Raw genomic sequence first — 22,491 nt, forward strand, 5'->3', positions numbered from 1 at the left:
GTCACTTCTCCAGGTTGTTGTCGATGGTCTTGGTGGCCGTGTCCCAGGCGTCCGCGGCGGACTTGCCCTTGGTCACCAGGATCACGCCGTTGTCCGTCAGTCCCTGCTGGATGATCTGGTCCTTCGGGCCGATCGGCTGGAGCGGGATGGACTTGGCGGCCTGGGCGAAGATCGTGCCGATCGGTGCGTCCCCGGTCATCTCGTTCTTGGCGCCGGTCACCTGGGACAGCGTGTACGCCGACGGGGCGCTCGGGAAGCTGCCCTGGACGGCGAACAGCTTGGCCTGCTGGGCGGGCGCGGTCAGCCACGTGACGAACTTCTCCGCCTCCGTGACGTGCTTGCCGGACTTGGGCACGGTCAGGAAGGTGCCGCCCCAGTTGCCGGCCTGCGGTGCCTGGGCCACGTCCCACTGGCCGGCCGAGTCCGCCTTCGACTTGCCCTTGATGTAGCCGAGCATCCACGGCGGGCAGGCCACGGAGGCGAACTTGCTGTTGGAGATCAGCTGGTCCCAGCCCGGCTGGAACTGCGGCTGCGACTGCACCAGACCGTCCTTGGCGGCCTTCGCCGTGAGGTCGAAGGCGTTCTTCACGGCCGGGTTCGTCTTGTAGATGACCTTGCCGGAGGAGTCGTAGAACTTCTGGCTCTGGCTGCTGAGGATCGCGTTGAGCAGACCGCCGGGTGAGTCCATGAAGGTGGTGCCACTGGGCGCCTTCTTCTTGTACTGCTCGCCGGTCGCGACGAGCTTGCTCCAGTCACCGGCCCACAGCTTGGACACCTGGTCGCGGTCCGCCGGCAGCCCGGCCGCCTTGAACAGGTCCTTGCGGTAGCAGATCGCCATCGGGCCGATGTCGGTGCCGAGGCCGACCGTCTGGCCGTCCTTGGTGGTGGCCTGCTGCCACTTCCAGCCCAGCCAGTTGCTCTTGTCCACGCCCGTGACCTTGGACAGGTCCTCGAGCTTGGCCGCCTGGGTCTGCACGACCTCGGCGATGTTGCCGACTTCGACCGCCTGGACGTCCTGCAGTCCGCTGTTGGTGGTGAGGTGGTTGACGAGGGCCGGGTAGTAGTTCTCGTTCTTCTCGATCACGTTTTCCTTGATCGTGACGTCCGGGTGCAGCTTCTCGTAGTCGGTGTAGAGACCGGCCTCCTTGAAGCCCATGGTGCCGAACAGGCCCAGGGTGATCGTGGTCTTGCCCTTGCCGCCGCCGTCGGAGGTGTCGGACTTGCCGCCGCTGTCGTTGGCACAACCGGTCAGCAGCCCCGTGGTCAGCGCGGCCACGGCCGCGAGGGCCCCCAGCCTGCGGGACCGGTGGATGCTCGTGCGCATTGCGTCCTCCTGTTGCCTGACGTGCCGACCCCCCGGCCAACTGCACTGCTGGGCCCGTGTGTTGTTCGCTGCGGCTCGGGCGGGGAACGTGCGGGATGTGTATGTGTCAGGTAGTGTGGGAGCGCTCCCACACGTGATGTGTTGAAGAGTCGCCGCTCGGGGGCGGGGTGTCAAGGGAGCGGACGCGCAGGAGCGCGTTCAGTTACCGGAGCGTTAGCGGGGCCGTCCGGGCGGCTCGGGCGGGGCGACGCCCTGGCCAGGGCTGTTAGATTCCAGCCAGGGATGCGACACGGTCGAGAGAGGCGGAGCCCATGGCAAGCCAGGGAGCGCGGGGCCGGAGCGGTGGGCGGCCCACGCTCGAGGAGGTCGCCGCCCGGGCCGGGGTCGGCCGGGGCACGGTCTCACGGGTGATCAACGGCTCGCCCCGGGTCAGCGACGCCACCCGCGCCGCGGTCGAGGCGGCGGTCGCCGAACTGGGTTACGTCCCCAACACGGCGGCCCGCGCCCTGGCCGCCAACCGCACCGACGCGATCGCCCTGGTGGTCCCCGAACCGGAGACCCGGTTCTTCGCCGAGCCGTACTTCTCGGACATGCTGAGCGGTGTCGGCGCCGAACTCGCCGACACCGAGATGCAGTTGCTGCTGACCTTCGCGGGCAGCGACCGGGGGCGGCAGCGCCTGGCCCAGTATCTGGCGGCGCACCGGGTCGACGGTGTCCTGCTGGTCTCGGTGCATGCCGACGACCCGCTGCCCGACCTGCTGGCCCAGCTGGAGATCCCGGCCGTGATCAGTGGCCCGCGCTCGGCCGCGGAGACGCTCACCTCGGTGGACTCGGACAACTACGGCGGCGCTCGCTCGGCGGTCGAGCACCTGCTGGCGCGGGGGCGCACCCGGATCGCCCACATCACCGGCCGCCTCGACGTCTACGGCGCCCAGCGCCGCGTGGACGGCTACCGCGACGCCCTGCACGACGCGGGCCGTGGCGGGGGCGAACTCCTCGTCGAACCGGGCGACTTCACCGAGGAGGGTGGCCGGCGGGCCATGTCCGCGCTGCTGGCGCGGCACCCCGGCCTGGACGCGGTCTTCGCCGGCTCGGACGTGACGGCGGCCGGCGCCCGCCAAGTGCTGCGCGAGGCGGGCCGCCGCATCCCCGAGGACGTGGCGCTGATCGGCTACGACGACTCCGCCATCGCCCGCCACATGGACCCGCCGCTCACCAGCGTCCGCCAGCCCATCGAGGAGATGGGCCGCGCGATGATCGGCCTGCTGCTCACCGAGATCGCCGACCGGCGCCCGGCGGCATCGCGCGACCTGGAGCGGCGGCATGCGGTGCTGCCCACAGAGCTGGTGGTGCGGGCGTCGTCGTAGGCGCGGCGGCCGTTGACCGCGGGTTCGGCGACGAGACCCGCTCGCCCGGGCGGCGCGGCGGGCCGTACGCCGCGGGGCTGTTACGGGAAACAGTTCGGCCGGTGCCCCGCTCCCGCGGGCCACCGGCCGACTACTGAGGGTGAGTGACGGGACTCGAACCCGCGACATCCTGGACCACAACCAGGTGCTCTACCAGCTGAGCTACACCCACCATGACCGGTGGTGGAACTTGTCGTTTCCCCGACCGGCCGAGAAGAAGTCTACAGGGTCCGATGGGGTGCTCGCGCACATGTTTTCGCGAGCACCTTTCCCGGGCGCTACTGCGCGGGCAGGACGTGTTTGGCGGCGATTGCCTTCGCGGTGTCGGAGTCCGGGCCGGGCTGCGGGACGAACACGGCCTCGCGGTAGTAGCGCAGCTCGGCGATCGACTCGCGGATGTCGGCGAGGGCCCGGTGGTTGCCGTTCTTCTCGGGGCTGTTGAAGTACGCCCGCGGATACCAGCGGCGGGCCAGCTCCTTGATGGAGGACACGTCGACGATCCGGTAGTGGAGGTAGTCCTCCACGGTCGGCATGTCCCGCAGCAGGAAGCCGCGGTCGGTGCCGACGGAGTTGCCGCACAGCGGGGCCTTGCCGGGCTCCTTCACGTACTCCTTCACATACGCGAGGACCTGCTCCTCGGCGTCCTTGAGGGTCGTGCCGTTCGGCAGCTCCGCGAGCAGCCCGGACGCGGTGTGCATCTGACGCACCACCTCCGGCATCGTCTCCAGCGCCCGCTCCGGAGGGCGGATGACGATGTCCACCCCCTCGCCGAGTACGTTCAGCTCGGAGTCGGTGACGAGGGCGGCCACCTCGATGAGAGCGTCGTCGGACAGCGAGAGGCCGGTCATCTCGCAGTCGATCCACACCATGCGATCGTTCATGCGACCACCCTAAAGCGGGCGTCCGGTTTTGGATGCCCCTGTGCCGGTGCCGGCCTGCTGGGGGATGCCGCCTCCGGACCCCCGCTGCCGGCCTTCGGCCTCGCCCTCGACGGCCGGACGGCCGGACGGCCTGGATTTCCGCCGTTCCGCGCGGAACGGAGATCCCGTGCGGAATGGAGAGCCCCCGCGGAACGGAGATCCCGTGCGGAATGGAGAAGGGGGCGAGCAGGTGCTCGCCCCCTTCTTTCAGTTACCGCTGCGCGGTCCCGGCAGCAGGCCCACCGCGCCGGCTGTCTGGCGGCGGCCCTGCATCGGCACCCCGCTGTCCCGGTCCGCGTGCAGCATCGCGGGCGGGTGGCCCAGCGGGCCGGCGCCCGGCAGGCCGGTGGCCGGGAGCGGCTGGCCGGATGCGGGCAGGGGTGGTTCGCCCTCGACCGGCCTGTCGCCCTGCGGCCGGCGGGCCCGGTAGGCGGCCCGGTAGGCGGCGGGGGAGGAGCCGAGCTGGCGGCGGAAGTGCCCGCGCAGCGCGACGGGGGAGCGGAAGCCGCAGCGGCCCGCCACCTCGTCCACGCTGTAGTCCGACGTCTCCAGCAGCCGCTGTGCCTGGAGCACCCGCTGAGTGATCAGCCACTGCAGCGGCGCGCTGCCGGTCAGCGAACGGAACCGGCGGTCGAACGTACGACGGCTCATATAGGCGCGTGCCGCCAGGGTCTCCACGTCGAACTGCTCGTGGAGGTGCTCCAGCGCCCAGGCGACGACCTCGGCGAGCGGGTCGGCGCCGATCTCCTCGGGTAAAGACCTGTCGAGGTAGCGCTCCTGACCGCCGCTGCGGCGCGGTGGGACCACCAGGCGGCGGGCCAGCGCGCCGGCCGCCTCGTTGCCGTGGTCCGTGCGCACGATGTGGAGGCAGAGGTCGATCCCGGCCGCCGTACCGGCCGAGGTCAGTACGTCGCCGTCGTCCACGAAGAGTTCTCGCGGATCGACGTGCACCGACGGATAGCGCTTGGCCAGCGTCGGTGCGTACATCCAGTGGGTGGTCGCCGGGCGGCCGTCCAGCAGGCCCGCCGCCGCGAGGACGAAGGCGCCGGTGCACAGCCCTACGATGCGGGCGCCCTCCTCGTGCGCCCGGCGCAGTGCGTCGAGCGCCTCCTCCGGTGGTGGTGAGGTGATCGAACGCCAGGCCGGTACTACGACCGTCCCGGCGCGTGAGATCGCCTCCAGCCCGTGTGGTGCGCTGAGTTCCAGGCCTCCTGTGGTCCGCAGCGGGCCCTCTTCGCCGGCGCACACCAGCAGTCGGTAGCGCGGCACCCCGGCGTCCTGGCGGTCGATTCCGAACACCGACAGCGGGATGGAACTCTCGAAGATGGGGCCGCCGCTGAACAGCAGCACCGCGACGATCTCCTTGCGGCGGCGCCCGGAGAGTTTCCGGGCCGCGGCTTCCGGCGCGGCAGTGGAGTCGTGGCTCATACTGCTAAGCCCCCCTCGGTGGTCGCGGCTCCTCGGTTGTGTCGCTCCTGCACGTTTCCCCTCGGTCCTGCACGAGTCCCCCGCCGTAAGACAGTCAAGATCGAATTTACTGGCTACCGCGGTCTCACGGTGGCCGGTTCGACACGCCGGACATTGTCGACATGACAACTTGGCGTGAAGCATTCGATCACGAAGCGTTGCACTCGCGGGGGGCGTAGGGAAGTACGCCTTGTCGCGGTGGCCGAACAGCGTAGGGTGCGCAGCCGTCCGTAGGCCCTTTCCCTGCAGGTCAAACGGGGGTTGAGGGGTGGTCTGAACCCCCCTTGGGCGACATTCGGAAGTTGGCTGAAAAGAGGTGTTCGGGGGTACGGAAACAGGTCAGTCGACCGGTGTCCGTCGACGGGTGTGACGTCCGCCGCTTTGCGTGCCGGAACGCCGCGCGCGGCGCGCGGCGCCCCGCTCCGACTCCCGCAGCAGGATCCGGCACGCGGCCGTGACGGCGGCCAGCCCCAGGGCGGCCCCCGCGGCGCCGGCCAGCGAGGTGCCGTACCAGACCAGGACCACGGGGACGAGGACGCAGCTGAAGGCGGCCCAGCGAATCACCTCGCTCGCGCTGTCCGGCACGGGGCGCGGCGCGGAGGTGGATCGCGGTCCGGGCATCTCGACTCCCCTTCGTGCTCCCGGGGCGTGCGCGCCTGCGTACGCCCCGGGGTGGTGGCTCATCCGGTTCAACGCCGCTCGGGCCGCTCGGTCACCGGTCGGCCACCAGCCGTACGGATGTGAATCCTGTGCAAACCGCCTGTACGGGGCAGCAACCATTGCGTTACGGGCGCGGCTCGTGCATGCTCCGGTGAACCCCTAACGGACGTCGGGGGACCGCTTACGGAGCGTGCGCGGGATCTGGGCTCGGGAGGCGTGCCGCCGTACCCTTGGGGGTATGGGGTTGGGAAGATGTTTCCCGGACACAGCTCCGTGACAGCTCGCTCCGTCGCACAACTGTCGTCCCCACCCATAAAGGATCAATACGCCGAGACAGTCATGGCCGGTCACGAATTCTTCGAACCCGCGGACCGCAAGCGGCCCGTCGCCGATCCCACGGCGTCCGAGCCCCTGGCGGCGGAAGAGTCACGCCCCTCCTGCGACCCAGCCTTCCGGCACGGAGTCGTCGTCGGCTTCGACGGCTCCACCTCCAGCGAGCGTGCCCTCGCCTACGCGATCGGCATGGCCCACCGTTCCCGTTCCGGCCTGATCATCGTCCATGTCGCCAACCGTCTGCCGTCCACCGTGTGGGCCGGCTGCGAGCCACCGGTCTTCGTGGACGTGCCGGACCACCGCACCGAGGTCCTCGGGCTCGAGCTGGCCTGTGCGGACTATCTGGCCGAGGTGCCGTGGATCCTGGTCGAGCGGGGCGGGGACATCTGCCACGAGCTGGAGGAGGTGGGGCGTGAGTACGAGGCGGACGCGATCGTCGTCGGCTCCACACACGGCATCGTGGGCCGGATCTTCGGCTCCGTCGCCGGGCGGCTCGCCAAACGGGCGCAGCGGCCCGTGATCGTCATCCCCTGAGCTTCCAACTCCCTTTGTGCAGCGCAAAACTACTCGCGCGTAGGGGTGGTTTGTGCCCTTGTGAAGGGCATATATCGGTCACCGCGCAACAGCACAGCACGAAGGGAGCCCGCCGTGGACAACGAAGTCTCTGCGGGAAGCGGAAGCGCCACCGTGGTCGGCCGACTCGCCCTGGGGATCACCCTGTTGGCGTTCGGGCTCGGTACGACCGGTGTCATTCACGGCGTGGCTGCGTCCGACGCCGTCTCAGTCGCCCACTATGTGGGCGGAGTTGCCCTGTTCCTCGTCGGCCTGCTGGCCTTCCGTGACCGTGACAGCGCCTCGGGGACGGGCTTCGTGGCCCTCGGCGCGCTGTGGTTCACCTGGGCCGCCGGAGGTCACTCGTCGGCCCACGCGGCCGGGCTCTTCCTTCTCCTGTTCGCCCTCGTGGCGCTCACCCTGACCCTCGCGGGCGGGGACAGCCTCGGCCAGGTCATGCACGGGCTGCTGTTCCTGGCGATGCTGGTGCTGGCCGTCGCGGCCTTCGCGGACAGCTCCTCGCTGACCAAGGCCGGGGGCTGGGTCGCTGCCGCTTCGGGTGCGGTGGCCTGGTACGCGGCGACGGCTGCGGTCGCCCACTGGCCGACGACGCTTCCTCGGCGTGCTGCCGGCCGGGGGGTGACGGCCGCCGGCTGATTCGTGGCAGCACGGAGAAGGACCCCCACGTGCCGGGTGGCACACGTGGGGGTCCGCTCCGTCTGAGGCGGGAACTACTCCACCGTCACCGACTTCGCCAGGTTCCGCGGCTTGTCGATGTCCCGGCCGAGGGCCTTCGCCGTGTGGTAGGCGAGGAGCTGGAGCGGGATGCCCATCAGGATCGGGTCCAGTTCGTCCTCGTTCTTCGGTACGACGATCGTCTGGTCGGCCTTCTCCTGGTGCTGGTGGGCCACCGCGAGGATCTTGCCGCTGCGGGCCTTGATCTCCTCCAGGGCGGCGCGGTTCTTCTCCAGCAGGTCGTCGTCGGGGACGATCGCGACCGTCGGCAGGGCCGGCTCGATCAGGGCCAGCGGGCCGTGCTTCAGCTCGGAGGCGGGGTAGGCCTCGGCGTGGATGTAGGAGACCTCCTTGAGCTTCAGGGAGGCCTCACGGGCCACCGGGTAGCCCCGAACGCGGCCGATGAAGAGCATCGAGCGGGCGTCGGCGTACAGCTCGGCCAGCTCCTTGATGCTCTCCTCCTGCTTGAGGATCTCGGTGATCTGGCCCGGCAGCTTGCGCAGCCCCTCGATGATCCGCTTGCCGTCGCGGACCGAGAGGTCGCGGGTGCGGCCGAGGTGGAGGGCGAGGAGGGCGAAGGCCACCGTCATGTTCGTGAAGCACTTCGTCGAGACCACGCAGACCTCGGGGCCCGCGTGGACGTAGATCCCGGCGTCCGCCTCGCGGGCGATCGCCGAGCCGACCACGTTGACGACGCCGAAGACCCGGGCGCCCTTGCGCTTCAGCTCCTGCACGGCGGCGAGCACGTCGTAGGTCTCACCGGACTGGGAGACGGCGACGTAGAGGGTGTCGGGGTCGACGACCGCGTTGCGGTAGCGGAACTCGGAGGCCGGCTCGGCGTCGGCGGGGATGCGGGCCAGCTCCTCGATCATCTGGGCGCCGATCATGCCCGCGTGGTACGAGGTGCCGCAGCCGAGGATCTTCACGCGGCGGATCTGCCGGGCCTCGCGGGCGTCCAGGTTGAGGCCGCCGAGGTGCACGGTGGAGAAGCGGTCGTCGATGCGGCCGCGCAGCACGCGGTCCACGGCGTCGGCCTGCTCGAAGATCTCCTTGTGCATGTAGGTGTCGTGGCCGCCCATGTCGTACGACTCGGCCTCCCACTCCACCGTCGTGGGCTCGGACGTGGTCCGGGTGCCCTCGGTGGTGTAGGTGCGGAAGTCGTCGGCCTTGAGCGTGGCCATCTCGCCGTCGTCCAGGGTCACTATCTGGCGCGTGTGCATGACCAGGGCGGCGATGTCGGAGGCGACGAACATCTCCTTCTCACCGATGCCGAGGACGACCGGGGAGCCGTTGCGGGCCACCACGATCCGGTCGGGGAAGTCGGCGTGCAGCACGGCGATGCCGTACGTGCCCTCGATCACCCGGACCGCCTGGCGGACCTTGTCCTCCAGCTTCTCGGCGGTGGAGCGGGCGATGAGGTGGGTGAGCACCTCGGTGTCGGTCTCGGAGAGGAACTCGACACCGTCCGCCTCCAGCTTGCGGCGCAGGTCGGCGGCGTTGTCGATGATGCCGTTGTGCACGACGGCGACCTTGCTGTCGGCCGACATGTGCGGGTGGGCGTTGACGTCGGAGGGGGCGCCGTGGGTGGCCCAGCGGGTGTGGGCGATGCCGGTGGTGCCCTTGAAGCGCGCCGGGACCTTGGCCTCCAGGTCGCGCACCCGGCCCTTGGCCTTGACCATCTTCAGGCCGGGCGTCTTCGGGGAGCTGACGACGATGCCCGCGGAGTCGTAGCCGCGGTACTCCAGCCGCTGCAGGCCCTCCAGGAGGAGGGGGGCCACGTCACGCTTCCCGATGTATCCGACAATTCCACACATATATAGGTATCTCTCAGCCTGGCGTCGCAGCCGTAGAAACTCAGCCGTAGACCATGCGGCGCAGCTGCCTGAGCGTCAGCTCCGGCGGCGCCACCGCCCGGTATTTCAGGTCCGCCTCGATCCGTTCGAAGATCTCCGTGTTGACCAGGCCCTGGGCCTGGAGTTCACGGTGGCGGCGACGGACGAAGTCGTGGGTCGTCTCGTCGAAGAACGCGAGCACGTCCTGGATCACCCGCAGCGCCTCGCCCCGGCTCAGGGGCGTGGACCGCGTCAGATGATCAACGAGTTCGTCGTGCACCCGGTAGATCCTGGGCCAACGGCGCCGGTTTCGCAAGAATCGTGCCCGATTTCGGGCAGATGCCTTCCCTTGGGCTTGTCTTGGGGCGGCCTTGGGGTTGTTGGATCTCTGTTCGCGGGCTGTCCATCCTGTGTCTTGCGTCTCGTTGCCCGGACCCACGAGTTTCGGGCGCCATGGACATTCCTCGTATGGGAGTACCCGACCAGCTCGCCGAGCGCATGAGCATGGCCGAGCAGCACGAGTACCTGCGCGCCAGATTCTCGCGGCGCACCATGATCAGGGGCGGCGCCGTCACCCTGGGTGCCGTCACGGGCGGCGCGTTCGTGACGGGCGCCACCGCCCAGGCGGCCGTACCGACGCGGGCCACCGCCCCGGCGGCCGAGACGGTCGACGGCGCCCTGGTCGCCCCCTTCGGCCGCCACCTCGCCTACGGCGCCGACCCGCGCACCGAGATGACCGTCTCCTGGCAGGTCCCGGTCGCCGTCAGGAAGCCGTTCATCCGCATCGGCGCCCGCCCCTGGGACCTCTCCCGCAAGATCGAGGCCGAGGTGCGCACCCTCTACACCCCGGCCGGAGTCGGCGCGAGCGGCGACCACACGCAGTACTACCTGCACGCCCGGCTCACCCACCTGCGCCCCGGCAGGACCTACTACTACGGCGTCGGCCACGAGGGCTTCGACCCGGCCGAGCCGCACCTGCTGGGCACCCTGGGCACCTTCACCACCGCCCCCGCCCACCGGGCGCCGTTCACCTTCACCGCCTTCGGTGACGAGGGCGTCGGCTACCACGGCCTGGCCAACAACGCGCTGATCCTCGGCCAGAACCCGGCCTTCCACCTGCACGCCGGCGACATCGCCTACGGCGACCCGGCCGGCCAGGGCAAGGCCACCGACACGGGCTTCGACTCGCGCACCTGGGACCAGTTCCTGTACCAGACCGAGTCGGTCGCCAAGCAGGTCCCGTGGATGGTCAGTTACGGCAACCACGACATGGAGGCCTGGTACTCGCCCAACGGCTACGGCGGCGAGGAGGCCCGCTGGACCCTGCCGGACAACGGTCCGGACCCGAAGAACCTGCCCGGCGTCTACTCCTTCGTCCACGGCAACACCGCGATCATCTCGCTGGACCCCAACGACATCTCCTTCGAGATCCCGGCGAACCTGGGCATATCTGGTGGAACCCAGACCAAGTGGTTCGAGGCGCAGCTGAAGAAGTTCCGGGCCTGCGACGACATCGACTTCGTCATCGTGTTCTTCCACCACTGCGCGTACTGCACGTCCACGGCGCACGCCTCGGAGGGGGGCGTGCGCCAGGAGTGGGTGCCGCTGTTCGAGAAGTACCAGGTGGACCTGGTCATCAACGGCCACAACCACCAGTACGAGCGCACCGATGTCATCAAGGCCGGCGCGGTCACCAAGAAGCTCCCTATCGGCGGCACCGCCTACCCCGAGACCGAGGGCGTGGTCTACGTCACCGCCGGTGCCGCGGGCCGCAGCCTCTACGCGTTCAGCGCCCCGGACTCCTACGAGGGCCACGAGCACGAGGTCGACTCGGTCGCGTCGTTCGTCAACACCAAGGACGGCAAGGTCAACGAGACGGTCACCTGGTCCCGGGTGCGCTACCTCAACTACTCCTTCCTGCGCGTGGACGTCACCCCCGCCCCGAGCGGCCGCCAGGCCACGCTGCAGGTCTCGGGTATCGCCGAGACCGGCGAGCGCATCGACCACTTCACGGTGTCGCGCCGGGCGAAGTAGTGCCCCGGCAGGCAACGTTTGCCCGTCAAGGAGCGGCGTCCGGTGCGTGCTCTCGGTGTGCCGGCCGGATGCCCTCGTACTGGACGTACTTGGGCTTCCGGGCGGTGCGGCGAGAGGGCGTGCCGGGCGTCGCGACGGGGCGAACGTTGCCTGTTGGGGCAGTAGCTCCCCGGCCCGGGCACGGCGGTCCTCACAGGCGCTTGAGCACCGCCTGCTTGGCCAGGGTGAACTCGTCGTCCGTCAGCACCCCGTCCCGGTGCAGCTCACCCAGCTCGCGCAGCCGGCGCAGCAGGGCGTCGTGGTCGCTCTCGGCGGCTTCCGGCTCCCTGGTGCGCTGCGGCGGCACGGTCCGCGCGTCCGCGGGTGTCGCGGGATGCGGCAGCCGGGCCTGTACGGCGGCGGCCACCAGGGCCATCAGCGGGTCCTTCTTGAAGCCCCACAACTCGACCGCGTTCGGGTCGTACTTGGGCGGGGCCGTGACCGGGGCGCCGCGCACCAGCAGCCGCAGATGGCCGTTCTCCAGCCCGGCGGCCGGCTGCCACTCCACGCCGGTGATCTCCGCGAGGGAGAGGGTCCGGGGGCCGACGGCGGCCTTGGCGTCCTCCGTCTTCCAGTTCCACTCCAGCCGCACCCGCTCCCCGTCGAAGCTCGCCGAGCCGTCCCCGGCGGAGGCGGACACCGGCAGCGCCGGGCCCGGCAGCAGGTACCCGGTCACCGGATCCGGCGCGGCCCCGTCCAGCAGCAGCGCGCTGCGCACCTCGTCCGCGACGTACTCGGCGACGCCGTACCGGTCGCACTGCACCGTCAGCTGATACGGGTCGTCGGCCTCCGCGAGCCGGCCGCCGGTGGCCTGCGTCAGGGGGTCGGCGCCGTCGCGCAGCCGCAGCCTCAGCCGCCCCGACCGGCGCCCCTGCTCGAAGGAGACACCGGCCAACGCCCCCAGCGGTACGACGAGTTCACCCAGCTCGCGGCGCAGCAGGCTCACGTTCTTGTCCCGGCCCGGGGTGAGCCGCAGTGCGTCGCCGTCGAACGCCCAGGTGCCGTCCTTCTGGATGATTTCCGCCATGGAGGGATTGTTTCACCGGATCTGCGGGAGAGTGGTCTCGACCACATTTGAAGGGAGCGCATGTGAGACGCAACCACAGCACGACTCCCCGAACGCCCCGCATCCTCGGATCCCTGCTGCTCGTCGCGGCGGCCGGGGTCTTCACCCTCGGCGCCGCCCCCGCCGCCGAAGCCGCCGCCCCGGCCCCCCTCGGCCAGGTGGTCCCCGCGCCCGCCTCGGTCGCACCGGGCGGCACCCCGTACCGCATCACCCGGGGCACCGGCGTCCGTGTCGACGCCACCCCCGAGGTCCGCGGCATCGGCGCGTACCTCGCCGGTATCCTGCGGCCCTCCACCGGATACCCGCTGCCGCTCACCGACCACGGCACCGGCGGCATCTGGCTCCACCTCGCCCAGGGCGACTTCGGCGCCGAGGGCTACCGGCTGCACAGCGGCGCCGACGGTGTCACCATCGTCGCGAGCGCCCCCGCCGGCCTCTTCCACGGCGTGCAGACCCTGCGTCAGCTGCTGCCACCCGCCGTGGAGAAGAGGACCGTGCAGCCCGGCCCCTGGCAGATCGCCGGCGGCACCATCGAGGACCGCCCCCGCTACGCCTACCGCGGCGCCATGCTGGACGTCTCCCGGCACTTCTTCACCGTCGCCCAGGTCAAGCGCTACATCGACGAACTGGCCCTCTACAAGATCAACGAGCTGCATCTGCACCTCAGCGACGACCAGGGCTGGCGCATCACCACGGACTCCTGGCCGCGCCTGGCCACCTACGGCGGCTCCACCGAGGTCGGCGGCGGCAAGGGCGGCCACTACACCAAGGCCCAGTACCGCGAGATCGTCTCCTACGCGGCCTCCCGCTACCTGGAGGTCGTCCCCGAGATCGACATGCCCGGCCACACCAACGCGGCCCTCGCCTCCTACGCCCAGCTCAACTGCGACGGCACCGCGCCCCCGCTGTACACCGGCACCAAGGTCGGCTTCAGCTCGCTGTGCGTGCCCAAGCAGGTCACCTACGACTTCGCGAACGACGTCGTGCGCGAGCTGGCCGCGCTCACCCCCGGCCGCTACCTCCACATCGGCGGCGACGAGGCGCACTCCACCAGCCACGACGACTACGTGACCTTCATGGACCGGGTGCAGCCCATCGTCGCGAAGTACGGCAAGACGGTCATGGGGTGGCACCAGCTCACCGGCGCCCACCCGGCCAAGGGAGCGCTCGCCCAGTACTGGGGCACGGACGGCACCAGCGCCGCCGAGAAGGACCAGGTCGTCAAGGCCGCCCGGAACGGCACCGGGCTGGTCCTGTCCCCGGCCGACCGGGTGTACCTCGACATGAAGTACACCAAGGACACCAAGCTGGGCACCACCTGGGCGGGCCTGGTGGAGGTGCAGCGGTCCTACGACTGGGATCCGGGCGACTACCTCGCCGGAGCGCCGGGCCCGGCCATCCGCGGGGTGGAGGCGCCCCTGTGGTCCGAGACGCTGAAGACGTCCGCCGACATCGACTTCATGGCGTTCCCGCGCCTTCCCGGCGCGGCCGAGCTGGGCTGGTCCCCGGCGGCCACGCACGACTGGAACACCTACAAGGTGCGCCTGGCCGCGCAGGCCCCGCGCTGGGACGCCCTCGGGATCGGCTACTACCGGTCGCCGCAGGTGCCGTGGCCGACGAGCTGACCCACGTCCGCGGGCACCCCGGTGGACCGTACACCGGGGTGCCTGCCCGTCCAGGTCAGAACCCGGCGATCGGATTGCGCAGGGTCCCGACGAGCTGCAGCGCGCCGGACGGATCCGCCAGGTCCACCATCTGCTCGTTGTTGCGCAGCTGGAGCCGGTTGAGGCAGGACAGCGCGAACTCGGGGGCGAACATGTCGTACTGCCGGAACTTGCCGGCGAGTTCGGGCGCGGACTCCTGGTACTCACGGGTGACCTCGGCGACCGTGCGCCAGAAGCCGTCCTCCGTGAGGATCCCCTCGCCTGCCAGGTGCGCGGCGAGGAAACGGAAGAAGCAGTCGAAGACGTCGGTGAAGACCGACAGCAGCTTCTTGTCCTCGGGCACCTCCACACGGATCCGCCGCACCTCCGGCGGCAGCACCGCGTCCGGGTCCATCACCGCGATCTCCTCGGCGATGTCCTTGTAGACCGCCCGCCGCACCACCCCGTCCTCCAGCACCAGGATCACGTTCTCGCCGTGCGGCATGAAGACGAGGTCGTAGGCGTAGAAGCAGTGCAGCAGCGGGGTGTAGTACGCCCGCAGGTACTGCCGCAGCCACTCGGCGGGCGCGAGCCCGGACCGCTCGATCAGCGCGCCCGCGAAGGAGGCGCCGGTGTGGTCCAGGTGCAGCAGGGAGGCCATGGTCGCGAGGGACTCGCCGTCCTTCAGCGTGGGCACGGGGCTCTCCCGCCACAGTGCGGCCAGCATCTTGCGGTACGGCGAGTAGCGGTCGGTGGCCTGCTCGTACTCCAGGTGCCGGTAGCCCACGGCCGCCCGCTCCCGGATGATGCTCAGGCCCGTGGACTTCAGCACCGGGTCGTTCTCGATCAGCTGGGCCAGCCAGTCGTTGATCGCCGGGGTGGCCTCCATGTAGGCGGCGGACAGCCCGCGCATGAAGCCCATGTTGAGCACGGACAGGGCCGTCTTCACGTAGTGCTTGCGGGGGTCGCTGCGGTTGAAGAAGGTCCGGATGGACTGCTGGGCCAGGTACTCGTCGTCGCCCTCGCCGAGGCAGACCAGGTGCCGCCGGGCCACCTCGGCGGCGAAGGTGACGGACAGCTTGTTCCACCACTGCCAGGGGTGGACGGGGATGAGGAGGTAGTCGGCGGGGTCGAGGCCCTGGCCGGCCAGCGTGGCACGGAAGCGGTCCAGCGTCTCCTCGCCCAGCTCCTCCCGCAGGAAGGACTCGTACTCGATCCCGGCGCCCGCCGTGAACGCGGCCCGTGAGCGGTGCGCGGCCAGCCACACCAGCCGGACGGGGCTCGCGGTCTCCGGGGCGTACGACAGGTACTCGTGGACGCCGAAGCCGAGCCGCCCGTTGTTCGCGACGAAGCACGGGTGGCCCTCGGTCATCCCGGTCTCGATCGCCTGGAAGCCGCTGCCGGCCAGCTCCGCGGCGGTGATGCGGGGCTTGGCCAGCTTGTAGCAGGTGCCGGAGAGGGTGGAGGAGATCTCCTCCAGGTAGACCGGCAGGATCGCGTCGCTGAGCCCGAGGGACTCCTTCAGCTCGATGAAGAAGTCCAGGGCGGCGAGCGGGAGTTCGTCCCCCGCCCGGTGCCGGGAGAGGGAGCCGGCGTCTATCTGCCAGTGGTCGAGGGCCCGGCGGACGGCGGTGAACCGGTAGACGGTGAGCCCGTCGTCGCTGCGGACGGCGTACCGCCCGTCGCCGAGGGCCTCGGGCGTGATCAGGCGCTCGTGCGCGAACTCGGCGAGCGCCTTGCGTATGAGCAGCCGGCCGGCCGTCTCCCAGCGCTCGGGGGACAGGTGTGCCACGGCGTCGGAGAGGGTCATGCGGACACCGCCTTCGTGAACTGCTCGCGCGTACAGAAACTCAACAGGGCCCGCTTCTCCGGCTTCTGGATCTCCCGCTCGGGCACGAACCCGACGGCCTCGTTCAGGGCGTGCACGGCCGTGTTGCGCACGTCCGGCTCCACGACGACGCGGTCCACCGCGGGGTCCGCGAAGAGGTGCGCCAGCACCGCGGTGATGACGGACCTGGTGAACCCGTGCACGGGCGTGTCGGCCGGCGGCACCAGGAAGTGCATCCCGACGTCCCCCGGCCGCGGCTCGTACAGCCCCACCAGCTCCCGGTGCGCCGGGTCGTACCGCTCCATCAGGAACGCGGGCTCGCCGTCGCGCAGGCCGAGCAGGGCGTGGTGGTGCTCGTCGGCGGCGATCTCCATGTACGCGCGCTCGACGTCCTCGAGCCTTGCTTCCCGCATCATCCAGAAGGCCGCCTTCGGGTGGGTGACCCAGGTGTGCAGCAGCTCCGCGTCCTTCAGCGGGTCGACGTCACGGAAGGCGAAGGTCATGGTCGTGCTGGTCATACGGCGAACTCCTGGAACGCGATGGTCTTCTCGACCGGGTAGTACTCGCTGCCGAGCAGCTCGCGGATGATGTACGCGTTGCGGTACGCGCCCATGCCCAGGTCGGGGCTGGTGATGCTGTGGGTGTGGACGCCGGCGTTCTGCAGGAAGACGCCGCGGCCGGTGGTGTCGATGGAGTAGTTGCGGGCGACGTCGAAGCGGCCGTGGCCGTCGAAGCGGAGCCGGTCGCGCACGGGGGCGAGGAAGGCGGGCGGCGTGTAGTGGTAGCCGGTGGCCAGCACCAGGCCCTCGGTGCGGATCTCGAAGTCCTTGCCCTGTTCGTCCTGGCGGAAGCCGAGGGTGTACGCGCCGTCCTCGTAACGGGCGCTGTTCAGCGACGAGTTGGTGACCAGCCGGGTCGGGACCGGGCGGTCGCCGCTCTCGACGTTCTTCTGGTAGAGCAGGTCGAAGATCGAGTCGATCAGGTCCGAGTTGATGCCCTTGAACAGTCCCTTCTGCTGTTTCTCCAGCCGGTAGCGGGTCTCCTCGGGCAGCGCGCGGAAGTAGTCGATGTAGTCCGGGGAGGTCATCTCCAGGGTCAGTTTGGTGTATTCGAGGGGGAAGAAGCGCGGGGAGCGGGTGACCCAGTTCAGCTCGTAGCCGTGTACGTCGATCTCGGCGAGCAGCTCGTGGTAGATCTCGGCCGCGCTCTGCCCGCTGCCGACGATCGTGATCGACTTCTTCGCCTGCAGCTCCGCCTTGCGGTGCATGTACTGGGAGTTGTGCAGGACGGTGTCGCCGCCGAGCCCCTGGCAGGGCTGCGGGACGAAGGGGACGGTGCCCGTGCCGAGGATCAGGTGACGGCCCCTGAACGTCTCGCCGCCCCGGGTGCGGACGACGTACACCTCGTCCTCGTACGTCACCTCGGTGACCGTCGTCGAGAACCGCACGCTGCCGAGCTTGCCCGCCGCCCAGCGGCAGTAGTCGTCGTACTCGACGCGCAGCGGATAGAAGTTCTCGCGGATGTAGAACGAGTACAGCCGGCCCTTCTCCTTCAGGTAGTTGAGGAAGGAGTACGGCGAGGTCGGGTCGGCGAGGGTGACCAGGTCCGACATGAACGGCGTCTGCAGGTGGGCGCCGTCCAGGAACATCCCGGAGTGCCACTCGAAGTCCGGCTTGGACTCCAGGAAGACGCCGTCGAGTCCGGCGATCGGCTCGGTCAGGCAGGCGAGGCCGAGGTTGAAGGGGCCGAGCCCGATCCCCACGAAGTCATGGGTCTTTTCCGGGGCTTCAGGACGCACGGTCAAGGGACTCTCCCAGGTACTGCTCGGCGTGGCCGGCGATCAGGTCGAGGACGGCGGCGATGTCGGCCGCGGTCGTCTCGGGGTTGAGCAGGGTGAACTTCAGGTAGTGGCGGCCGCCCACCTTGGTGCCCGCGACCACGGCGTCACCGGAGGCGAACAGGGCCCGCCGGGCGTAGAGGTTGGCGCGGTCGATCTCGGCCGGGCCGGTGACGGCCGCCGGGATGCAGCGGAAGACCAGGGTGGACAGGGTGGGCTCGACGACGACGTCGAAGCGGGGGTCGGCGGCCAGCAGCTTCCAGCCCTCGGCCGCCAGGTCGCAGACCTCGTCGAAGAGCTGCCCGATGCCGTCGGCGCCCATCACCCGCAGGGTCATCCACAGCTTGAGGGCGTCGAAGCGGCGGGTGGTCTGCAGGGACTTGTCGACCTGGTTGGGGATGCGTTCGTGCACCATGCGGCGCGGGTTGAGGTACTCCGCGTGGTAGGTGGCGTGGCGCAGGGTGGCCGCGTCCTTCACCAGGACCGCGGAGGAACTCACCGGCTGGAAGAAGGACTTGTGGTAGTCGACGGTGACGGAGTCGGCCCGCTCGATGCCCGCGAGGCGGTCCCGGTACTTCAGGGAGGCGAGCAGTCCGCAGCCGTAGGCCGCGTCGACGTGCAGCCACACGCCGTACCGGGCGCACAGCTCGGCGATCTCCGGGAGGGGGTCGATGGAGCCGAAGTCGGTGGTGCCGGCGGTGGCGACGACGGCCATGGGGACGAGGCCGTCCCTCGTGCAGCGCTCCAGCTCGTGGGCGAGGGCGACGGTCTGCATCCGCTTGTCGTGGTCGACGGGGACGGGGACGACCGCCTCCTGGCGAAGGCCCAGTAGTCTGGCGGACTTCTGCACGCTGAAGTGGCTGGCCTCGGAGGCGAAGATCCGCAGTTTCGCGAGGGGATCCCCTTCCTCCCACCCCGCCCGCCCCGGCTTCGCCTCCTCCCTCGCCAGCAGCAGCGCCTGGAGGTTGGACTGGGTGCCGCCGGAGGTGAACACTCCGTCGGCGGCGGGTCCGAGGCCGATCCGCCGGGCCGTCCAGTCGATGAGCTTGCGCTCGATGAGGGTGCCGCCGGCCGACTGGTCCCAGGTGTCGAGGGAGGAGTTGACCGCCGAGAGCACGGCCTCGCCGAGCACCGCCGGGATGACGACCGGGCAGTTGAGGTGGGCGAGGTAGCGGGGGTGGTGGAAATAGACCGCGTCCTTCAGGTAGACGTCCTCCAGCTCGTCCAGGACGGCGGCGGTGTCGCCGAGCGGCCGGTCCAGGTCGATGGCGTCGACGCGGGGGGTGAGGGCGTCGACGGTGACGCCGGTGAACGGGCGGTCGGTGGTGGCGAGTTTGGCTGCCACCCGCTCGACTCCTTCGGTCACGGAGCTGCGGTAGTGCTCCGTGGTGAGGCCATTGAGCAGGTGCGAGCGCATGTGGGGGTCCTCCGGGGGACGGTCCGTGGGGTGTGAACGGGGGCCGTTTTAACTTAGGTTAGCCTAACCTAAGTTAATTGGATCAAGGCATGCCTCGCCCGTGACCGCGGTCACGAGGGGCCGGTGGTCAGCCGGTGGCGCGCAGCTGTTCCTCGGTCATCCCCCGCCGCCAGTACCCGACGAAGGTCACCCGCCGCCGGTCGACCCCGCACTCGCCGACGAAGTGCCGCCGCAACGCCTTCACCTGGCCCGACTCACCGGCGAGCCACACATAGGGCCGTCCGGCGCGGGGGAGTTGGGCGGCCCGTACGGCGTCGACGGCCATGGGGGCCCCGTCGTGCCGTACGAGCCACGTGATCTCCGCGTCCGCCTCGGTGTGCACGTCCTGGATGTCACCGGCGTGCGGCACTTCCAGCCAGGCCCGGACGCGGGTGCCGGCCGGCAGGGACTCGAGGATCGCGGTCGCGGCGGGTACGGCGGTCTCGTCGCCCCACAGGACGACGAGGTCGGTGTCCTCGGGCGGCCGGAAGCGGATCGCGCGGTTGTCGGCGACGGCCGGCCCGAGCACCAGGACCCGGTCACCGGCGGCGGCCCGGGCGGCCCAGCGGGAGGCGGGCCCGGCGGGGGCGTGGGCGCCGGGCTCGAGGCCGTGCAGGGCGAAGTCGATGTCGATCTCATCAGGGTCGCGGCGCAGCGCCCGCAGGGTGTAGGAGCGCATCACCGCCCGTACGTCGTCCGGCAGTTCGCGCCAGGCCTGCCACCAGCCGTCGCCCAGGTCCAGCGGGACGGCGGGCTCCCTCTGGCCGGGGTGCGGCAGGAAGAGCGAGAGGGACTGGTCGTTCCCCAGCGACTGGAAAGCGCACAGGTCGTCCCCGGTGAAGGTGACCCGGACCAGGGACGGCCCGAGCCGCCTCGTCCGTACGACCTGGAGGGAGAAGAAACGGTACGGGGCGGCTACGGCCGTCGTCATGCGGGCTCCTGGGATGGAATGACGTCAGGGCTGAGGTGCGGTCAGCCCGCCGGTCAGCTGACCTTCTTGGCCTTCTCCAGCGCCTCCGCCAGAGTCGTCAGCAGCGGGACGCACTTGGCGTAGGACAGGATCGGCTCGGGTGAGCGGGCGATGACCTGGCCCGCCTTCACCGCGGGCAGCTTCTTCCAGGTCGGCTTGGTGATGCCGGCGGGCTGGATCGCCGAGGTCCGGTCGTCCATCATGATGATGTCGGCCGGGTACTTGTCGACGTTCTCCCAGCTCAGCGACTCGTACCAGCCGCCGCCCTGCTTCTTCGCGCTCGCCGGGGGCTCGACGAAGTTCACGCCGAGGGACTTGAAGTACTCCAGGTCGACGGAGAGGTCGGTACCGGAGACGTAGAAGAGCTGGTCGCTCGCGGAACCGGCCATCACCCTGATGCCGGGCTTGGCCTTGGCGGCGGCGCGCAGCCGGGCGGCGGCGGCCTCGAACCGCTTCCTGGCGTCGGTCACCCTGGCCGCCTTCATGTCCGCGCCGAGCGACCCGGCGAGGTCCCACATGCGCTGCAGCGGCTGGGTGAGCTGGCGGTCGTAGACGGAGATGCCGACGCTCGGGGCCAGTTGGGCGATCTTCTTCTTCGACTCCTCGGGGACGTACCAGAGCGTGCCCGCGTTGTCGAACATCGTCGAGATCAGCACGTCCGGCGCGAGCGAGGCGTACTTCTCGATGTTGAACTGGCCCCAGGTGTTGCCGAGGACCGTCAGCTTGCTGACGTCCATGTCGCCGGCCTGGACGTCGGCCTTGCCGTCCTTGGTCGTCGTCGGGCCGAAGACGCCCTTGACCTGGACGCCGTAGTCGTAGAGCGCGGCGCCCACGCCGGTGAACGCGACGATGTTCGCGGGAACCCTGTCCAGCTTCACACTCTGGCCGCGGTCGTCCCTGAAGGACCAGGGGCCGGACTTGGCGGCCGTCGAGCCCGGGCCGGAGCTGGCGTCTTTGCCCTTGTCGTCCCCACAGGCCGCGAGTGCGGCGCCGAGTCCGATGGCGCCGCCCGCGGCGAGGATTCCGCGGCGAGTCGGATGGGTGGCACGGGCAAAGGGCATGGGTCTGACTGCTTTCGCACGGGGCGGAACGCCCGCCGGACAGGACGAAAGCAAGGTTAGCCTAACCTCAGTTGATGTCCAGGGGCCCCATGCGGCGGGACGTGATGTCCGGCGTGCGCCGTCCCGGCCGGACAGCGCACCGGACCCGCCGTGCGGGGCTCTTTCTCAGCTCACCAGCCCCAGCTCCCGGGCGATCAGCATCCGCTGCACCTCGCTCGTGCCCTCGCCGATCTCCAGGATCTTGGAGTCGCGCCACATGCGGGCCACCGGGTACTCGTTCATGAAGCCGTAGCCGCCGTGGATCTGGGTGGCGTCGCGGGCGTTGTCCACCGCGACGGTGGAGGAGTACAGCTTGGCCAGGGCCGCCTCCTTCTTGAAGGGCTCCCCGGCGACCAGCCGGGACGCCGCGTCGCGCCAGGCCAGGCGGGCCGTGTGGGCCTTCATCTCCATGTCGGCGATCTTGAACTGGATGGCCTGGTTCGCGCCGATCGGCCGGCCGAACGCCTCGCGTTCCTTGGCGTACTTCACCGATTCGTCGACGCAGCCCTGCGCCAGGCCCGTGGCCAGGGCCGCGATGGCGATCCGGCCCTCGTCGAGGATGCGCAGGAACTGGGCGTAGCCCCGGCCCTCCTCGCCGAGCAGGTTCGCGGCCGGCACCCGGACGTCCTGGAAGGACAGCTCGCGGGTGTCCGAGGCGTTCCAGCCGACCTTCGAGTAGGGCGCGGCGACCGTGAAGCCAGGCGTGCCCGACGGGACGATGATCGCCGAGATCCGCGGCCTGCCGTCCGGCCCCCGGCCGGTGACCGCCGTGACCGTCACCAGACCGGTGATGTCCGTACCGGAGTTGGTGATGAAGCACTTCGTGCCGTTGATGACCCACTCGTTCGTGTCCGCGTCCAGGCGGGCCGTCGTACGCGTGGCTCCCGCGTCCGAGCCGCCGTCCGGCTCGGTCAGGCCGAACGCGCCCAGCATCTCGCCCGCGCACAGCCGGGGGAGCCACTCGCGCTTCTGCTCCGGCGTGCCGAACAGGTGCAGGGGCATCGCGCCCAGCGAGACCCCGGCCTCGAGGGTGATGGCCACGGACGAGTCCACCCGGGCCAACTCCTCCAGGGCGATGCCGAGGGCCAGATAGTCGCCGCCCATGCCGCCGTACTCCTCCGGGAACGGCAGCCCGAACAGGCCCATACGGCCCATCTCGCGGACGATCTCGTACGGGAACTCGTGCCGCTCGTAGAAGTCGCCGATCTTCGGCGCCACCACGTCGTGCGCGAACTCCTCCACCGTGCGGCGGAGTTCCTCCAGCTCGGGGCTGAGACGGTGGTCCATGC

19 protein-coding genes and 1 tRNA gene are annotated in these 22,491 nt (G+C 70.2%); 5 read left to right on the forward strand and 15 right to left on the reverse strand.

Going from position 1 to position 22,491, the window contains the following annotated elements:
• Position 1 precedes the first annotated feature (1 nt).
• Positions 2 to 1,324, reverse strand: a complete 1,323-nt coding sequence (locus tag A6P39_RS26365) for an ABC transporter substrate-binding protein (protein WP_067052399.1) — start codon at positions 1,322 to 1,324, stop codon at positions 2 to 4.
• Positions 1,325 to 1,635: 311 nt separating this feature from the next.
• On the opposite strand from A6P39_RS26365, the gene A6P39_RS26370 reads away from it, so the two are divergent.
• Positions 1,636 to 2,691, forward strand: coding sequence for a LacI family DNA-binding transcriptional regulator (locus tag A6P39_RS26370; protein WP_067052401.1), 1,056 nt, complete (start codon positions 1,636 to 1,638; stop codon positions 2,689 to 2,691).
• A 138-nt stretch (positions 2,692 to 2,829) separates the two neighbouring features.
• Here A6P39_RS26370 and A6P39_RS26375 read toward each other — a convergent pair.
• The 4 genes from A6P39_RS26375 to A6P39_RS26390 form a co-directional block, all read right to left on the reverse strand.
• Positions 2,830 to 2,902, reverse strand: a tRNA-His gene (locus A6P39_RS26375).
• Positions 2,903 to 3,008: 106 nt separating this feature from the next.
• Positions 3,009 to 3,611: an oligoribonuclease gene (orn, locus tag A6P39_RS26380; RefSeq protein WP_067052403.1), complete on the reverse strand. Its 603-nt coding sequence runs from the start codon at positions 3,609 to 3,611 to the stop codon at positions 3,009 to 3,011.
• Positions 3,612 to 3,857: 246 nt separating this feature from the next.
• Positions 3,858 to 5,078, reverse strand: a complete 1,221-nt coding sequence (locus A6P39_RS26385; protein WP_067052405.1) for a helix-turn-helix domain-containing protein — start codon at positions 5,076 to 5,078, stop codon at positions 3,858 to 3,860.
• Positions 5,079 to 5,456: 378 nt separating this feature from the next.
• The gene (locus A6P39_RS26390) at positions 5,457 to 5,738 is read right to left on the reverse strand and encodes a hypothetical protein (protein WP_067052407.1); all 282 of its coding nucleotides are present in this window, start codon (positions 5,736 to 5,738) and stop codon (positions 5,457 to 5,459) included.
• A 378-nt stretch (positions 5,739 to 6,116) separates the two neighbouring features.
• Here A6P39_RS26390 and A6P39_RS26395 point away from each other — a divergent pair, with 378 nt between their 5' ends.
• Together A6P39_RS26395 and A6P39_RS26400 are read left to right on the forward strand one after the other, a co-directional pair.
• On the forward strand, positions 6,117 to 6,644 hold the full coding sequence (locus A6P39_RS26395) for a universal stress protein (RefSeq protein WP_067052409.1): 528 nt from the start codon (positions 6,117 to 6,119) through the stop codon (positions 6,642 to 6,644).
• 114 nt (positions 6,645 to 6,758) lie between these two features.
• Positions 6,759 to 7,319, forward strand: a complete 561-nt coding sequence (locus A6P39_RS26400; RefSeq protein ID WP_067052410.1) for a GPR1/FUN34/YaaH family transporter — start codon at positions 6,759 to 6,761, stop codon at positions 7,317 to 7,319.
• Between the two features lie 74 nt (positions 7,320 to 7,393).
• On the opposite strand, the gene glmS is transcribed toward A6P39_RS26400, so the two are convergent.
• Both glmS and A6P39_RS26410 read right to left on the reverse strand, forming a co-directional pair.
• Positions 7,394 to 9,211 carry a glutamine--fructose-6-phosphate transaminase (isomerizing) gene (gene glmS / locus A6P39_RS26405; RefSeq protein WP_067052412.1) on the reverse strand — a complete coding sequence of 606 codons (1,818 nt, stop codon included), beginning with the start codon at positions 9,209 to 9,211 and terminating at the stop codon, positions 7,394 to 7,396.
• Between the two features lie 40 nt (positions 9,212 to 9,251).
• On the reverse strand, positions 9,252 to 9,509 hold the full coding sequence (locus A6P39_RS26410) for a hypothetical protein (protein WP_067052414.1): 258 nt from the start codon (positions 9,507 to 9,509) through the stop codon (positions 9,252 to 9,254).
• A 188-nt stretch (positions 9,510 to 9,697) separates the two neighbouring features.
• Here A6P39_RS26410 and A6P39_RS26415 point away from each other — a divergent pair, with 188 nt between their 5' ends.
• Positions 9,698 to 11,263: a purple acid phosphatase family protein gene (locus tag A6P39_RS26415; protein ID WP_199840938.1), complete on the forward strand. Its 1,566-nt coding sequence runs from the start codon at positions 9,698 to 9,700 to the stop codon at positions 11,261 to 11,263.
• 190 nt (positions 11,264 to 11,453) lie between these two features.
• Here A6P39_RS26415 and A6P39_RS26420 read toward each other — a convergent pair whose 3' ends face one another.
• Positions 11,454 to 12,329 (reverse strand): DUF4429 domain-containing protein, encoded by an 876-nt coding sequence (locus A6P39_RS26420; protein ID WP_067052418.1) that lies wholly within the window; start codon positions 12,327 to 12,329, stop codon positions 11,454 to 11,456.
• A gap of 62 nt (positions 12,330 to 12,391) precedes the next feature.
• Between A6P39_RS26420 and A6P39_RS26425 the strand changes: the two genes are divergently transcribed.
• A complete protein-coding gene (locus A6P39_RS26425; protein ID WP_067052420.1) occupies positions 12,392 to 13,993 on the forward strand; it encodes a beta-N-acetylhexosaminidase in 1,602 nt (533 codons plus the stop codon).
• A gap of 55 nt (positions 13,994 to 14,048) precedes the next feature.
• Here A6P39_RS26425 and A6P39_RS26430 read toward each other — a convergent pair whose 3' ends face one another.
• From A6P39_RS26430 to A6P39_RS26460, 7 genes are all read right to left on the reverse strand, one after another.
• Positions 14,049 to 15,821: an IucA/IucC family protein gene (locus A6P39_RS26430; RefSeq protein WP_275883908.1), complete on the reverse strand. Its 1,773-nt coding sequence runs from the start codon at positions 15,819 to 15,821 to the stop codon at positions 14,049 to 14,051.
• Positions 15,818 to 16,357 (reverse strand): GNAT family N-acetyltransferase, encoded by a 540-nt coding sequence (locus tag A6P39_RS26435; protein WP_067052257.1) that lies wholly within the window; start codon positions 16,355 to 16,357, stop codon positions 15,818 to 15,820. Before A6P39_RS26435 ends, A6P39_RS26430 begins: the two co-directional genes overlap by 4 nt.
• A complete protein-coding gene (locus A6P39_RS26440; protein ID WP_067052255.1) occupies positions 16,354 to 17,643 on the reverse strand; it encodes a lysine N(6)-hydroxylase/L-ornithine N(5)-oxygenase family protein in 1,290 nt (429 codons plus the stop codon). Before A6P39_RS26440 ends, A6P39_RS26435 begins: the two co-directional genes overlap by 4 nt.
• The gene (gene desA, locus A6P39_RS26445) at positions 17,627 to 19,093 is read right to left on the reverse strand and encodes a lysine decarboxylase DesA (protein ID WP_067052253.1); all 1,467 of its coding nucleotides are present in this window, start codon (positions 19,091 to 19,093) and stop codon (positions 17,627 to 17,629) included. The genes A6P39_RS26440 and desA overlap by 17 nt, the downstream gene beginning before the upstream one ends.
• Positions 19,094 to 19,220: 127 nt before the next feature.
• Entirely contained in the window at positions 19,221 to 20,063 is an 843-nt protein-coding gene (locus A6P39_RS26450) for a siderophore-interacting protein (protein ID WP_067052251.1), read from the reverse strand.
• A gap of 53 nt (positions 20,064 to 20,116) precedes the next feature.
• Complete coding sequence (locus tag A6P39_RS26455; protein WP_067052249.1) at positions 20,117 to 21,163, reverse strand: ABC transporter substrate-binding protein; 1,047 nt, start codon at positions 21,161 to 21,163, stop codon at positions 20,117 to 20,119.
• Positions 21,164 to 21,328: 165 nt separating this feature from the next.
• A complete protein-coding gene (locus A6P39_RS26460; RefSeq protein ID WP_067052266.1) occupies positions 21,329 to 22,489 on the reverse strand; it encodes an acyl-CoA dehydrogenase family protein in 1,161 nt (386 codons plus the stop codon).
• Positions 22,490 to 22,491 lie beyond the last annotated feature (2 nt).

Origin of the sequence: Streptomyces sp. FXJ1.172 (assembly GCF_001636945.3) — a bacterium.
GTDB lineage: Bacteria > Actinomycetota > Actinomycetes > Streptomycetales > Streptomycetaceae > Streptomyces.